The organism is SAR324 cluster bacterium, assembly GCA_029245725.1.
In the GTDB taxonomy this organism is placed as follows: Bacteria; SAR324; SAR324; order SAR324; family NAC60-12; genus JCVI-SCAAA005.
Genome location: JAQWOT010000156.1, coordinates 1 through 15623, shown reverse-complemented (window position 1 = coordinate 15623; position 15623 = coordinate 1). Strand labels below are relative to the sequence as shown.

Below are 15623 nucleotides of genomic sequence, written 5' to 3'. Positions count from 1 at the left end.
CATCTAGAAGCGTACCCCCATGCATCTGTCCAGAGAGACCAATGCCCTTGACCTGAGCCAGCGAATGTTGCTTACAAAGTTCATCAATGCCTGCTTGAACAGCATGCCACCAGGCTTCTGGGTCCTGCTCGGACCAAAGTGGCTGGGGTCTCTGCATCGTCAAAGTGATACTGGCTTCGGCTAAGATCTGTTGTTCAGAACTAAGCAAGAGGAGTTTGACAGCAGAAGTGCCAAGATCGATACCGAGGTACATGGGAAACCTCTGTGGAATGTGAAAGATGGTCGCCGTCAGAATCGTAGGGGCGAACTAAAAAGTTCTGTGAGAAAGTGGGGAGTTTGAGGGGAGAGCATTACAAACTCCCCTCAAAATAGAGAGAATTAGAGACCAACCTTGGTCAAGGCACGACGTGCATAGACCCGTGACATTGCGCGGCGATAGTCTTCGCTGACAGACCAATCGCTGAGCACATCCACACCATTGGTCGCTGTATCGGCAGCAGCCTTGATACTAGCCGCACTCAAAGCCTGTCCTTTGAGTGCACCTTCAACATTGCTGTCACGGAAGCCCACGTGGCCAACACCACTAAAGCCTACACGCACATCGGAGCAGGTACCTCCGGACTTGTCCAAAGCTACTGCACAGCCCACGTAAGGATAGCGTGAAGCAGGCTGAGCAAATTTCTCATAACAGGAATTCGCATTCATCGGCGTGGTGGGTACTCGAATCTCAACCAGTAGTTCATCTGGTTGGACGGCTGTTTCCCATAAAGCCACAAAGTAGTCTGTTGCTGAAACTACTCGCTGCCCACTGGGTCCCTGAATCACCATACTAGCGTCCAGAGCCAAGATTGGACCAGGGTAATCAGCTGCTGGATCAGAGTGAGCCATCGCACCACCAATTGTTCCACGATTGCGCACCTGCACATCTCCAATCGAAGCAGCAGCATCCCGCAGAGCAGGTGCTTTTGCTGAAATGACATCAGAAGATTCAACCATCCAATGCGTAGCCATCGCACCGATAGCAATGTGATCACCCTTGTCCGTAATGTGTTTCAAATCAGAAACACCACCTAGGTCAATCACTGTAGTGGGTGTACTCAAGCGTAGTTTCATCGCGGGGACCATGCTGTGTCCTCCTGCGAGGATCTTAGCATCTTCACCGTGTTGGGCCATCAGAGAAAGAGCTTCAGCAACGCTGCCCGCCCGATGGTATTCAAAAGCTACAGGAACCATAGACCTCCTAATTTAGGGGGGAGACCGAAGCCTCCCAAGAATTTGAATTATTAGGCGTTAGCGTTGTTAATCGCAGCCCATACCTTTTGTGGAGTCAGCGGCATTTCCAGATCTTTGATACCCAGTGGTCGCAAAGCATCTACTACCGCATTGACAATCGCTGGAGTCGAACCAATCGCACCAGCCTCTCCACAGCCCTTCACTCCTAGGGGGTTGTGTGGGCAAGGTGTTACGTTCCGATCAACCTCGAAAGAAGGAAGATCATCAGCTCGTGGCATTGCATAATCCAGGTAGGTTCCCGTGGTCAACTGGCCGCTTTCATCATAGACTGCACCTTCCAGCAGAGCCTGACCGATCCCTTGAGCCAGTCCACCGTGGACCTGACCGTCCACAATCATTGGGTTAACTACGTTACCGACATCATCAACCGCAACGAAGCGCTTGATCTCTGTGGTACCGGTTTCAGCGTCCACTTCCACAACGGCAATGTAAGTTCCAAATGGATAGGTGAAGTTGGCAGGATCGTAAAAACTGTTGAACTCGATTCCTGGCTCCAAGCCTTCTGGGAAATTGTGAGGCACATAAGAAGCCAAGGCAACCTCACCGAAACCAATTGACTTGTCTGTTCCCTTCACTGTCCACTTCCCATCGATATACTCCAGATCCTGCTCCGAGGCTTCCAGCAAATGAGCTGCGACCTTGGCACCCTTCTCCTTGACTTTGTCCAACGCTTTGACAATAGCACTACCACCAACAGCCAAGCTTCTCGAACCATAGGTTCCCATTCCGAAGGGAACCTGCTCAGTGTCACCATGGATTATTTCGATATCCTCAAGGGCAATACCAAGGTGATCCGCAGCGACCTGAGCAAAGGTTGTATCATGTCCCTGCCCATGAGAGTGGCTTCCAGTGTGAACTGAAACCTTACCTGTTGGCTGAACACGGACATTGGCGCTCTCATAAAGACCAGCTCGTGCTCCCAGAGAACCTACTACTGCAGATGGAGCAATTCCACAGGCTTCAATATAGGAAGAGAAACCAATACCGATATAGCGTCCCTGCTTGCGGGCTTCTTCCTGTTCTTTGCGCAAGTCATTATATCCCAGAACATCTAGGGCTTTACGCATTGTTGCTTCGTAATTACCACTATCATATTGCAAAGCAACCTGTGTTTGATAACCAGGTTGCTCCACACCATCAAACGCAGGAATGAAGTTTTTCATCCGTAGTTCGGCTGGGTCCATTCCCATCTCAGCGGCGGCAGTGTCTATCAGTCGTTCCAAAAGATAAGTAGCTTCGGGCCGTCCTGCCCCACGATATGCATCGACTGGGGTAGTATGAGTAAAGACTCCATTCACTGTCACATGTATTGCTGGAGTCACATATTGCCCTTGTAGCAGTGTCCCGTACAAATAGGTTGGGATAGCAGGAGCAAATGTTGACAGATAGGCTCCTAGGTTCGCATCTGTGTGAACTCGCAAGGCTGTGATGTTGCCATCCTTGTCAAAACCCATTTCAGCAATTGTGTTGTGATCCCGACCGTGGGCGTCTGTGACAAACGCTTCACTTCGCTCTGCAGTCCATTTAACTGGACGGGCTATCTGCTGCGAAGCCCAGGTTACTAGAGCCTCTTCGGCATAGTGGAAGATTTTGCTACCAAAACCACCCCCAACATCCTTTGACACTACACGAGTTTTGTGCTCAGGAATACCCAGCACGAAGGCACACATCAACAATCGGATCACGTGTGGATTCTGAGAAGATGTGTATAGAGTATATTGGTCTCTGGCCTTGCTATAGTCACCTATATAACTGCGAGGCTCAATCGCGTTTGCTATCATCCTTTGATTACGAATCTTCATCTTGGTGACATGGTGGGCTTTGGCCATACCGGTATCTGTAGCCGCCTTGTCACCCAACTGCCAGTCGAACGCTCGGTTATCAGGCAGCTCATCGTGTACCATCGGAGCACCCGCCTCAAGAGCCTTGGAAGCATCCACAACAACTGAAAGTTCCTCATAATCCACTTCAATCAAATCTGCAGCATCGCGAGCCTGTTCCTTAGATTCAGCAATCACAATCGCTACACCATCCCCAACATGAAGAGCTTTGTCTTTCACCAACAGTGGATGCTTGGGTTCACGCATCACCTCTCCATCAGTGAAATTAACCTGCCAACCTGTGGGAATTCCATTAATGTGAGCAACATCTTCACCTGTAAACACTGCAACCACACCATCTGCTGATTTAGCAGCTGTAGTGTCAACACTTTTGATCTTAGCGTGCGCTAGATGGCTCCTAAGTATGTAGGCATGAGTCATTCGTGGCAGCACAATGTCATCAGTATACTCACCTGTACCTGTGATAAAGCGGTGATCTTCCACTCGCTTGATTGATTCTCCAATCATCTTACCCATGAACTCCTCCTCGTAGTTTCAGGATTGTGAAGCAGCCCACTGCACTGCTTTGACGATGTTGTCGTAACCCGTGCAGCGGCAAAAATTCCCTTCAAGGGCATGGCGAATTTCCTGATCGCTGGGGTTTGGATTTCGTTGAAGCAACTGCACAGAAGACATAATCATTCCAGGAGTGCAGTATCCACACTGCAGTCCGTGCTTCTCTCGGAAACCTTCCTGAATCGGATGCAGAGTCCCGTCACTCGCTGCTAGTCCTTCGATTGTAGTTACTTCTGCCCCCTCACATTGAGCTGCTAGCAAGGAGCAAGATTTGACTGCCTCACCATTGAGGATCAGTGTACAAGCTCCACAGCTACTAGTGTCACAACCAACGTGGGTACCTGTCAGTCCAAGATTTTCGCGCAGGAACTGCACGAGCAAAGTACGGGGTTCTACATCGTGAGAAACTGCCACCCCATTGACAGTCATAGATACCTTCATGCGCTCCTCCTTCAGGAAGAAAGTGATTTATGGTTCCAATCACGGAACACAAAAAATCAAGGCCAACGGTCAGGCCGTTTCCTTGAGAACAAATTAGTTAGAATACAGTTATAATAACATATCAGATCTAACCGATCACGTACCATAGCGCGGAGTCATATCAATACGCAACTGTCTACCACGCTGAACTTTGGCTAACTGACGAACTAGCCGACGTAAGCTACTCAAATTATGAGCAGAAGCCAAGATATCAATATAGGGAAGTGCTGCCTGCATCCCCTGTGTCGAGGGACGATAATCCGGATTGCCCATCAATGGATTTAGCCAGATCACACTGCGAGAACGCGATTTCATGATGCGCATACTCTCACCAAGTAAATCGACGTCACCTGTATCCCAACCATCACTGATTATCAAGACAACCGTGCCTGGATTGAGCAAACTTAAAGCATACTGCTCCACAAATTCACCAAAGGATTCACCAATTTTTGTACCTCCAGACCAATCTGGAACAGTCACAGACATTAGATTGAGCGCTTCCTCCAGATCCTCCGTTTGCAGGATCTCTGTCACCCGATGCAACGAAGTGCTAAAGACAAAGGTTTCAATCCGGCGGTACACACTCTGGAAAGCGTATAGAAACTGGATCAAGAAGCGGCTGTAGAGGTCCATTGATTTACTGACATCACAGAGCAGTACTAGCTTGAGCTTCTGCCGTTTTCTTTCCCGATGGGCCAAATCAAGCAATTCACCACCACGTCGCAGACTACTGCGCATCGTACGTCTCAAGTCCAAGGGGCCACGTTGTCGGGAGGCCTTGGTACGACGACTGAAACGCACAGCTAAAGATTTGCCAATTTCGTTGATTAGCCGAGCAACCTCATCTAGGTCCTGTGCAAAAAAATCACTGAAATCTCGTTCTGTCACTACTTCAAAAGGACTGTAGCCCGCAGCTTCCTGCTCTTCACTGGCCTGATCTGCATTATTCAGCCAATCATTGATTGTCAGGTACTTCTGCTTACGAGGGCGATCATCGATGATGACCGTCGGAGCTTCCGTCTCTTCTTCGTCTCGGAAACTGAGTTGGTCTGCTTTATCCCAGACATACCAAAAGCGTCGGAAGTGTTCATCGAAAATTTCCTGTTCCCGATTGCTTTTGGCCAGAGTGGTACGTAAGGACCAGTAAAAATCTTCTTCTTCCAACAAATCAATAGCGTCCAAAGCCTTCAGGGCATCCATCTGTTCAGGTGCACTGACATTCGATCCCTGCTGTCGTAACCAACGGCAAAAACCAACGACATTAGCGCTGAACTCACGTCGCAAAGCCAGGTCATCAAAACGAGTCTCTGATTTGCGTTTGGAGGAAGGGATTTCGATTAGGGAACTGTCGGGGAGCATTTGGATGTGATCAGTTCGCGGCCGTTGGAGACTCCTCTGCCGTTTTCATCTCCTTGGCCTGGATGCCCAAGCGCCCGAGGAAATCTGTGAGCGACTCCCGTACCAGGCGGACATCGTTACGGTCCTTGAAGATTAGCCCCAGCGTTTCCTCTACCATGCTTGGCTCAAGGTGATCTTGGTGTAAGGCTGCCAAGGCCCTGGCCCAATCCAGAGTCTCCGCTACCCCTGGGATTTTTTCCAGTTTTTGCTGACGCACAAGTTCCATGAAACGACACATCTGTCCTGCTAGTTCTGCGTCAACATCAGGTACCTTGTTACGAACAATCGAGAGCTCTTTCTCGTACGGTGGGTAATCAATCCAAAGATAAAAACAACGTCGCCGTACTGCGTCGGAGAGTTCCCGGGTGCGGTTCCCCGTCAGGATTACGTAGGGTGGTTCTTCAGCGCGAATGCTACCAATCTCTGGAATTGTAATTTGCCATTCGGAGAGTATTTCCAGCAAGAAGGCTTCAAATTCCTCATCAGCCCGATCCAGCTCGTCAATCAACAAAACTGGTGCTTTTGGATGAGTCAGTGCCTGTAGCAGCGGCCGTTTGAGCAAGAACTGCTCACCAAAAATAGAAGCCTCTCGATCTTCAAGAGAGCGAGTGCTGTTTTCATCCAGTTTTAGGTGCAGCAATTGACGCTGATAGTTCCACTCATAGAGGGCCATATTGGCATCCAGACCCTCATAGCACTGAAGGCGGATCAAGTCTGTATCCAGCGCTCGAGCCATCACCTTGGCGATCTCTGTTTTACCGACACCCGCTGGTCCTTCGATCAGCAGGGGTTTGCGAAGCGTCATCGCCAAGTACACAGACATCACAATGCTTCGATCTGCAATATAGTCTTGTTCTCCCAGTAATTGCTGCAGGCGTTGCAGTTGCTCTTGTTGCATCAACCTTCCGATTTGGGGTTAGTGACTTGCTGGGTACATTCTTCCAGCGCATTCCAGGCCAATGCTGCACAACGGATGCGGCTCTTGTGCTTTCGGATGGCCATCAACGGGGGCAGAAATTCTGGAGGAGAATCGGGCAATTCACCCGTTTCCATTGCTTCTCGAAAAGTAGTTCCTAGGTTATTTGCTTCTTCCAAAGACAAACCCTGAATGTTTTCTCCCATCAATGAAGCTGAAGCAACACAAATGGAACAAGCGCGCACCTGATTACGGGCTTCTTGAATCGGACGTTGAGCACCCTCCGAGGGATCGCCACCCAGCACAATGGTCAACTCCAGTTCATCTCCACAAAGCGGATTATGTACGACCGCCTTCAGATCTGCCGGTTCCAGCCGGCCAGCAAAACGTTGGTGATGCATATGATCTTTGAGGATATCTCGATAGAGCGATTCGCTCATGAAAAAACCTTTCGTACATTGGCCAGAGCTGAGACAGCGCTGTCGATTTCCTCAAGCGTGTTGTAGAGCGCTATGCTCAAACGAACTGTGGCCCGCACACCAAGACGCTCATGCAGGACCTGTGTACAGTGATGTCCAGCTCTTACTGCAATTCCTGTTTCATCAAGGATTTGCGCCACATCATGTGGGTGCACACCCTCTAAATCAAAAGAAACCACCCCGGTACGCTTCACGGCCTGTGATGGTCCATAGACTGTTACATCTGGCTCCTCTGCCAAGCGGTTGAGCGCATGAGCAACCAGTTCCTGCTCGTGCTGCCGAATCTGGGAGACACCCCATTGCTGCACGTATTCGATTGCGGACTGCAAAGCAACTGCCTCGGCAATTGGAGGCGTACCAGCTTCCAATCGTGCTGGAATTGCTGCCCAACTAGAGCTCTGGCGACCAACCTTGGTGATCATGCCACCCCCACCTTGCCAAGGTGACATCTCATCTAATCGCTGAAAACGTCCACACAGCACTCCAATCCCAGTAGGACCATAGAGTTTGTGACCAGAAAAAGCGAGAAAATCGCAACGTTCAGCCCAATCTTCCAGTGGTATCCGACCAACGGCTTGCGCTGCATCAACCATTACAGGAACTTCATAACGTTGAGCAAGATCAAGGATCGTTTCCAAAGGATTGATTGTTCCCAGCACATTAGAAACTGCTGTCACAGCCAACAGTCGCGGGCGCTGGGCTAGCAATTGTTCCAAATGATTCAGCTCCAACTCACCTGAATCTGTGATGGAAACATAATCCAATTCAGCTTGTCGCTCCTGCGCAACCAGTTGCCAAGGAATTTGGTTGGAGTGGTGTTCCATCTCTGTCAGGACAATCCGATCTCCTACCTGAAGACGTGGTCGCAACCAAGATTGGGCCACTAGATTGATGGACTCGGTTGTGCCTCGGGTGAAAACAACGCGTCGACTATCCTTCACACCAATGAAGTCAGCAACCGCTTGACGCGCCTTTTCATAGGCGTCAGACGCATCCTCTGAGAGTTGGTAGACTCCACGATGGATATTGGCGTTGGAGTGAGTCAGGAATTCCAGTAGGGCATTCAGAACAGGCTGAGGTTTCTGTGTCGTCGCAGCATTATCGAGGAAAACCAACGGGTGACCGTGAATCACCCGTTTTAGAATTGGGAAGTCTGAGCGGGCTTCAAGCATGGAACGCACAACGAAATCCTAGATACTGCACTGCTTGACTTCCATCATCGATAAGCCTGTACGCTCATGGCGCAGCTTAACCACTTCAGTGATGATGCTCAGGGCAATCTCTTCAGGTGTTCTACCACCCAAATCCAATCCACAAGGAGCACGCAGTACCTGACGCAAGGCATCCGCATCCATTCCACCTTCCTTGAGATATTCGACTACAAGGCGTGAGCGCTTGGCACTCGCAACCAGACCAATGTAGCGGGGTGTGCCACGCAGAGCTGCCTGAATTACCTGCTGGTCACCCTTGTGCTGGGTCAACACGATCACATAGCTGTTCAATCTAGGATTGATTTTCTGGTAATCGGTATCATCGGTGATCAACTGATCGGCAAATGGAAAATCCTCGCGGGTTGCTCCTGGACTGTTAACAGTGACTCGGAAGTGCAGCAACCGTCCAAGTTCTGCTACCAACTCTGCAATCCGGCCTTGTCCCACTAGCATTAACTCTGGTTGGGGCAGAAAAGGCTCCAGATAGACTTCCATCTTGCCACCACAAGGCATCCCAACACCAAGCACTTCATCATCCAGGTCGATTTCAATAATTCGTGTCTGACCATCCTGTAAGCATTCAAGAGCTGTCTCTCGGACAGCGCTGTCTGCACAACCACCACCAACCCAACCCAGGATTGACATACCATCGGCGCCGATGATTGACTTTGAGCCAGGCTTGGCCGAAGCTGAACCGACTGTTTTGATTACGGTAGCTGTAGCAAAAGCGGCTTCATTTTGCAGCAGTTCGCTGACTTTATCATAGTACTCAGTGGACATAGTTCCTCGGTTGGAAACGGAAGACAGGTTGCCAAACAGGCTAGGCACACCAGTCGCCGGAAGTTTACCGGGACAGGGGCCTTTCTTTGAAGATGTAGTTTCAGGCTGGTTGGTTGACAAAGTAGCGCTCATATTCCTCTGGTGTATCAATATCCCGCAGGACGTGATCTGTGTTCATTGGGTGCCGATGGACACGCTCCTTGTATTGACGAATCAATCCCCGACATCCTTCCATCTTGACATGACTCAACAACTCTTCGCGATAAGAGGCCGAAAAGAGCACTGGATTACCCGGTTGATCTCCAACGACTGGACGGAGAATAAGTTGAGGATTCTCAGCAAGCAGCAGCTTGAACTGGTCCATCAATTCCTGATACTCAGCTGTCTCAATGAATGGCAAGTCTGAGAGACAGATCATGAAGCCAAGAGCCTTAGAGGAGGCAGCTTGAACCCCCGCCCGAATCGAGGTTGTCATGCCTTCGGCATAATTCAGATTCTGCACAAATTGAATCGGACGATTAGCTAGGGCTTCTCGAGTGCGTTCCTGTTCATGTCCCACAACAACCAGAAATTCATCAGGTTTCGTTGCAAGAATTTGATCAGCAATTTGGGCCAAGAAGCAAGATTCTTGGAAAGGTAGCAGCAGCTTGTTGCGCTCTCCCATCCGTCGGGACTCTCCAGCTGCCAGCAAAATTACGCTGAGCATAGGTTATTTCTTTCCGAACATTCCCTTGAGAGCTGAACCAACCAGTTGTAGTCCGTTGACAGGTTCAGGCTCCTCCGCATTCAGTTGGGTCTGCATGACTCGAATCTGGGTTTCCAGTCGTTTCATGGTAGCTTCCAGTTCGGCAACACGGCCTTCCAAAGCAGGATCAGCAGCACTCGTTGGGGTTGCTGTGGTTGCTGCTGGTTGGCTGGTTGCTACAGGCGCCGCTGCTACTGTGACCGGTGCAGCAGGTGTCGGGGCTGATGCAGGCTCTCCTCCACCTTCCGCAACTTCACGGAATTTGCCGACAAACTGTTCAATCAGCTTATCATTGACAGCTACAATCATTCGGGACCCAAACTGGGCCAACTTCCCTGTAATCGACAATTTGATACTGCTGGTCACTTCGGTCGCACCGTCTACTTCTTTAAGTTTAACCGTCATGGTCATAGAAGCGCTACCTTTACCGCCCGTGTCCTTACCAGCACCTTGGAGTACCATTTCCTTGTTCTGAGCATCTAGCTTCTCAAACCGTCCCTCTCCGTTAAACTTACTGGTGACAGGCCCAATCTTGACACTGATCTTCCCTTTGAAGTTTTTATCATCAATAATTTCAGTTAGTTGTGCTCCTTGCACACAAACCACTACACGGCTTGGATCACTCAACAGTTCCCATACTTTGTCGACCGGCGCATTGATCGTAAAATTTTTATCTGCCGTGACTTCCATTTGCCTCTCCTCTCAAAAATAAATGGCGTTTCTAATTAATCTCCGAATCGTTTTCTTTCATCATTGATTTGGATCAAATTAACGAGAGACGGAGCGTCTGGAGGTAGTTCAATTAGTTAAACAAATTAGAATAACATAAAAAATTTACAGATTCCTTTGAGTTTTTTTAAAAAATTAATCCTCCTACCATAGGCACTTAGGTCGATGAAGTCTGTGACCTAGAAATGAGATTCAAGATCCAGCAAACTTTGCAGATTATGTGCTGCCAGGAAAGCATCTACCCAAGGTAGTGCGGCCTGCATACCAGCTGTTGCAGGCTCATAACCCTGTGTTCCAAGCAGTGGGTTGAGCCAGATCACCTTGCGCACCTTGCCCCGAAAGCGTTGGAGTTGCCGAGCTAACAAATCGGGGGCACCGGTGTCATAACCATCGCTAAGGATCAGCACGATGGTATTTCTTGATAGCATTGAGCGGGAATACTCCGTGTGAAAATCTTTCAGGCAACTGCCAATTCTTGTTCCACTCGACCAGGCTTCCTCCCGTTCAGCCAGTCGTCGTAGTGAGTCTGGAAAAGCACGCGTCTTCAGCTTTTCAGAAATTGGCGTCAATCGTGTGCTGAAAAGGAAGCCATCCATCCTGCGAAAATGCTGCTGCAGTGCATGCAGAAAACGCAGGAAAAACAGGCTGTATTGATCCATGGAACTGCTGATATCCAGAAAGGTGACCAATCCTGGTTTACGCTCACGTCGTTGACGAAAACAGAGATGAAGTGGCTCTCCACCATGCTGTAGATTGCGTCGAATCGTTCCTCGAAGACTGATGCGGCCAGAATGTGGAGAAGGACGCTGTCGACGAGAAAGTCGCGCACTGAGCTGCTCAGCAAGCCGTCGCGTCAGCTGTTCTAGCTCTTCAAGCTTAGACATTGGAATCGTAGAGAAGTCGGTATGTCTCAGTGTTTCCTGCAGACTGGCACCGGCCACTTCTTCGTCTTCACGGGTTTGATCACTGGTTTCTTGTGCTGAGCTGGCAAAAGTCAAAAGTGATCGCTTTTGACGCGTAACAACACCCAGCGGATTGACAGGCTGTCGGTCATTGGCAGCTTTCCGAGGTGGTGGTGGCCCCAGATGCCAGTATTGATCGAACAAAGGATCAAATTGTTCATTCTCCTGCCTCGAAGAACACAGGAGCGCACACAGGGCAGCACGGAGATAGGCGCGTTGATCCAAAGGGCCAACTCGACAAGCTTCCAAGGCTGCCAGGGTTTCTGCTACACCGACCCGAAAACTCTGACGACGTAGAAAGCGACAGAACCCAATTACAGCTGCGGTCAGGTCTGTCTGCGTATTCATGTGTTCCGTGACGAACACGTTCGTCGACTTCATCCCACGGCTGCGGTCAACAGATTGTCCAGACCTCGCTTGCGTACCTGTTCCTGATCTTCTGTCGACTTCAGCACACATCCCATGGTGCGTTCAAAAGTCAGTTCATCAAGATGTGGGCGATTGAGCAGCAGGAGTGCCTGAGCCCAATCCAGGGTCTCAGCGACGCCTGGTGATTTGCTCAGTGGGAGTTCCCGCAAAGACTGAACACATTGCACTGTTTGACGCGCCAACTCTTCTTCTACCTGAGGTAATCGCTGACGCACAATCTCTTGCTCCTGCTCTGCATCTGGATAACCAATCCAGTGGTACAGACAACGCCTCTTGAGTGCATCACTCAACTCACGCGTCCTATTCGAAGTCAGCACCACATGAGGACGGTGAGTCGCCTGCACAGTCCCCAACTCTGGAATCGTGATTTGAAAGACAGAGAGCAACTCTAGCAGAAAGGCTTCAAATTCCTCATCGGCCCGGTCTACCTCATCGATCAGCAACACGGGAGATTTCGCTGAGTGACGCAGAGCTGATAACAGTGGTCGCTCCAACAGGAATTCTTCACTGAAAATTTGTGCTTGTTTGCTGTCCAGATGATTGGCACCACTCGCTTCTTCCAGTCGGATAGCCAATAGCTGTTTCTGGTAATTCCACTCGTAAACAGCGCTGTGCACGTCGAGTCCTTCATAGCACTGCAAACGGATCAATTCCGTCTGGCACAAAGTAGCTAGTGCCTGGGCCAGTTCTGTCTTACCAACTCCAGAGGGGCCTTCTAACAGCAATGGTCGGCCCAGATGTAATAGAAGAAAGGCTGAGGTCGCCAGCGCTTCGTCGGCTACGTACCCGATAGCCTGAAGCTCTGTGACCACTGCCTGAGGATCTACAGGCAGAAGCAAGTTAGTCATGGAAAAATTGGATTTGGAGAGAAAGGAGAGTGAGGAGCCCCAGAGGCTCCTCTAGTCAACAAATTAGGAAATGACGCCCTTTTCCTTCAGGATCTGCCAGACCTTGAAGGGAGTGACAGGGATATCAACATGAGTCACACCCAAGTGAGAGAGCGCATCCACCACGGCATTGGCCACTGCAGGTGGTGCTCCGACAGTTGGGGACTCTGCAACTCCCTTGGCACCCAGTGGGTGATGGGGAGAAGGTGTGATCGTATGCCCTGTTTCCCAATTTGGCGTTTCTACTGATGTTGGCAATAGGTAGTCCATGAAGGTACCGTTGAGAATGTTACCATCATCATCATAGATCAACTCCTCGTACATCGCCGGGGCAATTCCCATTGCCAGACCACCATGTATCTGACCTGTTACAATCATTGGATTGATGATATTTCCACAGTCATCAATCGCCACGAACCGGCGAATCTTCATCTCTGCTGTTTTTGGATCAATGTCCATCACGCAGATGTAGGATCCGAAGGGGAAGGTCAGATTGGGAGGATCATAGTAGTGCGTTGCTTCCAGCCCAGCTTCCATTCCTTGTGGGTGATTAGTATAAGCCGCAAACGCAATGTCCTGGATCGTCTTGGAACGCTCTGGAGCTCCTTTAACAAAAAACTTCCCAGGCTCCCATTCTAGATCTTCTTCACTGACTTCTAGGAGATACGCAGCGATTTTACGAGCCTTGTCACGGATCTTGTGAGCCGCCTTTGCAGCAGCAGCCCCTGCGGTAGGTGTACTCCGTGACGCGTAGGTTCCCAGTCCATAAGGAGCGGTGTCCGTATCTCCTTCCTCAATCTGGATATGCATGGCTGGAATGCCCAACTCCTCAGCGAGGATCTGCGCATACGTTGTTTCATGACCCTGACCTTGGGATTTAGTACCGAAACGAGCGATTGCCTTCCCCGTTGGATGGATTCTGACCTCAGCGCTGTCAAACATCTTGATTCCGAGGATATCGAAATCCTTGGAAGGGCCTGCCCCAACAATTTCGGTGAAGCTGGAGATACCGATACCCATCAACTCACCTCGGGCACGTTTCTCTACCTGCTCCTTACGCAACTCCTCGTAGCCCACCATGTCCATTGCCTTGCGCAAAGCTGGGGCATAGTCACCAGAGTCATATTCCCAACCTAAGGCAGAGCGGTAGGGAAACTGATCTTTCTGAATGAAGTTTTGAAACCGAAGATCTGCGGGATCTCGTCCTAACTTCTGAGCGAGCACATCCGTAATTCGCTCAATCGCGTGCACAGCCTCTGTCACTCGAAAAGAACAACGATAAGCGACACCTCCCGGTGGCTTGTTTGTGTAGACTGCGTCCATCTCGGTGAAGGCTGTTGGTATATCGTAAGAACCCGTCACAATCGAGAAGAGTCCTGAAGGAAACTTGGAAGGATTCGCTGCCGCATCCGTGTAACCATGGTCGGCCAAGGTCTTGATTCGCAGGCCGGTCATCTTACCCTCCTTGGTGGAGGCCAGTTCAACGGTCATGTGGTAATCACGGGCAAAAGAATCCGCCTGAAGGTTCTCGGAGCGGTCTTCAATCCACTTGACTGGCTTACCAATCAGAAAGCTTGCGGCAATTGCGATGACGTAGCCTGGATAAACCGGCACCTTGCCTCCAAAACCACCTCCAATATCTGGAGAAATTACACGAATACGCTCTTCTGAGAGGCCAACGTGACCTGCAACAAGAGCAATCACGGTGCGAATCGCATGGGGAGCCTGTGTTGTCATCCAGACTGTCAGCTTACCTTCAGCTTTTTCGTAACTGGCTACACAACCGCAGGTTTCGATAGAAGCAACGTGAATTCGAGGAATGTAAACTTGTTCTTTGACCACTACCTCTGCCTCACTAAAAGCCTTTTCAGTCGCCTCCTCATCACCCGTCTGCCAATGCCAAATGTGATTATCTGTCTTCCCATCTTTATCTGGGCGTAATAGCGGTGCATCTGCATCTAGTGCCTTGTGCGGATCGATGATTGGCCTCATCGAATCATACTCAATCGAGTTTTCCAAAGCTTGAACCGCATCAGCAGCAATGTAGCGGTCTGTAGCAATCACCGCAGCAACCTCCTGAGCCTGATACATAACTGTATCAGTGGGCAGGACCATCTGGGTGTCTGACATCAATGTTGGCATCCAGTGCAAGTTGTACTGTTTGAGGTCTTCCCCAGTGATGACAGCTAGTACTCCAGGAATCTCCATTGCCACACTTTTGTCGATGCTCTTGATCTTGGCATAGGCAAAGGGACTACGGGCAATGTCCATGTAGAGCATGCCTGGCAACTGAACATCATCTGTATATTTGCCCAGCCCTCGGATAAAGCGTGCGTCTTCCTTACGTTTGAGGCTATGCCCCATGCCCCCAATTTCTTTGGATGTCTTGCACATTATCATGCGGCCTCCTCCTGCTTCTCGTTCAGTTTATTGGCGGCATACTGGATCGACTTGATGATGTTCGAGTAGCCTGTGCAACGACACAAATTCCCTGAAATTCCCCAGCGAATTTCCTCTTCTGTTGGGTTAGGATTTTTTTCTAACAATTCTTTTCCTCGCATTATCATCCCCGGAGTACAGAAACCACACTGTAGTCCATGCTCCTGATGAAAACCTTCCTGAAGTGGATGAAGCTGCCCTCCTTGCTCGACTCCCTCAATCGTCTCAATCTTTTGATTGTTCGCCTGAACCGCGAAGAAAGTACAGGCCTTGATCGACTTCCCGTTCAAAAGAATCGTACAGGCACCACAGCTAGACGTATCACAACCAATGTGTGTGCCGGTCAGAGCTAGGTCATCGCGGAGAAAATGGATCAACAATTTTCGGGAATCTACCTCTCGGGTGAATGATTCGCCATTAATTTCAATCGTGATGCTATGCTTCGACATGGATCAACTCCTCCCTTGGGCGCGTTCCAC

Annotated in this window: 15 protein-coding genes; all 15 read right to left on the bottom strand. The window is 49.9% G+C overall.

Annotated features, from left to right (window positions below):
- Positions 1 to 253: FGGY family carbohydrate kinase (locus tag P8O70_07965; protein MDG2196812.1), on the bottom strand; the 253-nt coding region annotated here is incomplete at its 3' end.
- Between the two features lie 125 nt (positions 254 to 378).
- Entirely contained in the window at positions 379 to 1233 is an 855-nt protein-coding gene (locus P8O70_07960; protein MDG2196811.1) for a xanthine dehydrogenase family protein subunit M, read from the bottom strand.
- A gap of 50 nt (positions 1234 to 1283) precedes the next feature.
- On the bottom strand, positions 1284 to 3650 hold the full coding sequence (locus P8O70_07955; GenBank protein ID MDG2196810.1) for a xanthine dehydrogenase family protein molybdopterin-binding subunit: 2367 nt from the start codon (positions 3648 to 3650) through the stop codon (positions 1284 to 1286).
- Positions 3651 to 3668: 18 nt separating this feature from the next.
- Positions 3669 to 4130 carry a (2Fe-2S)-binding protein gene (locus P8O70_07950; protein ID MDG2196809.1) on the bottom strand — a complete coding sequence of 154 codons (462 nt, stop codon included), beginning with the start codon at positions 4128 to 4130 and terminating at the stop codon, positions 3669 to 3671.
- 135 nt (positions 4131 to 4265) lie between these two features.
- Positions 4266 to 5528 carry a VWA domain-containing protein gene (locus P8O70_07945; protein MDG2196808.1) on the bottom strand — a complete coding sequence of 421 codons (1263 nt, stop codon included), beginning with the start codon at positions 5526 to 5528 and terminating at the stop codon, positions 4266 to 4268.
- A gap of 10 nt (positions 5529 to 5538) precedes the next feature.
- Positions 5539 to 6465, bottom strand: a complete 927-nt coding sequence (locus tag P8O70_07940) for a MoxR family ATPase (protein ID MDG2196807.1) — start codon at positions 6463 to 6465, stop codon at positions 5539 to 5541.
- Positions 6465 to 6923: an SUF system NifU family Fe-S cluster assembly protein gene (locus tag P8O70_07935; GenBank protein MDG2196806.1), complete on the bottom strand. Its 459-nt coding sequence runs from the start codon at positions 6921 to 6923 to the stop codon at positions 6465 to 6467. The genes P8O70_07940 and P8O70_07935 overlap by 1 nt, the downstream gene beginning before the upstream one ends.
- On the bottom strand, positions 6920 to 8134 hold the full coding sequence (locus P8O70_07930; GenBank protein ID MDG2196805.1) for a SufS family cysteine desulfurase: 1215 nt from the start codon (positions 8132 to 8134) through the stop codon (positions 6920 to 6922). Before P8O70_07930 ends, P8O70_07935 begins: the two co-directional genes overlap by 4 nt.
- An 18-nt stretch (positions 8135 to 8152) precedes the next feature.
- On the bottom strand, positions 8153 to 9085 hold the full coding sequence (locus tag P8O70_07925) for an XdhC family protein (protein ID MDG2196804.1): 933 nt from the start codon (positions 9083 to 9085) through the stop codon (positions 8153 to 8155).
- A complete protein-coding gene (locus tag P8O70_07920; protein MDG2196803.1) occupies positions 9054 to 9659 on the bottom strand; it encodes a nucleotidyltransferase family protein in 606 nt (201 codons plus the stop codon). Before P8O70_07920 ends, P8O70_07925 begins: the two co-directional genes overlap by 32 nt.
- A gap of 3 nt (positions 9660 to 9662) precedes the next feature.
- Positions 9663 to 10388 (bottom strand): SRPBCC family protein, encoded by a 726-nt coding sequence (locus tag P8O70_07915; GenBank protein MDG2196802.1) that lies wholly within the window; start codon positions 10386 to 10388, stop codon positions 9663 to 9665.
- A 218-nt stretch (positions 10389 to 10606) separates the two neighbouring features.
- On the bottom strand, positions 10607 to 11770 hold the full coding sequence (locus P8O70_07910; protein ID MDG2196801.1) for a VWA domain-containing protein: 1164 nt from the start codon (positions 11768 to 11770) through the stop codon (positions 10607 to 10609).
- Positions 11767 to 12666 (bottom strand): MoxR family ATPase, encoded by a 900-nt coding sequence (locus tag P8O70_07905; protein MDG2196800.1) that lies wholly within the window; start codon positions 12664 to 12666, stop codon positions 11767 to 11769. Before P8O70_07905 ends, P8O70_07910 begins: the two co-directional genes overlap by 4 nt.
- 63 nt (positions 12667 to 12729) lie before the next feature.
- On the bottom strand, positions 12730 to 15105 hold the full coding sequence (locus P8O70_07900; protein ID MDG2196799.1) for an aerobic carbon-monoxide dehydrogenase large subunit: 2376 nt from the start codon (positions 15103 to 15105) through the stop codon (positions 12730 to 12732).
- A complete protein-coding gene (locus P8O70_07895; protein ID MDG2196798.1) occupies positions 15102 to 15593 on the bottom strand; it encodes a (2Fe-2S)-binding protein in 492 nt (163 codons plus the stop codon). The genes P8O70_07900 and P8O70_07895 overlap by 4 nt, the downstream gene beginning before the upstream one ends.
- Positions 15594 to 15623: the final 30 nt, after the last annotated feature.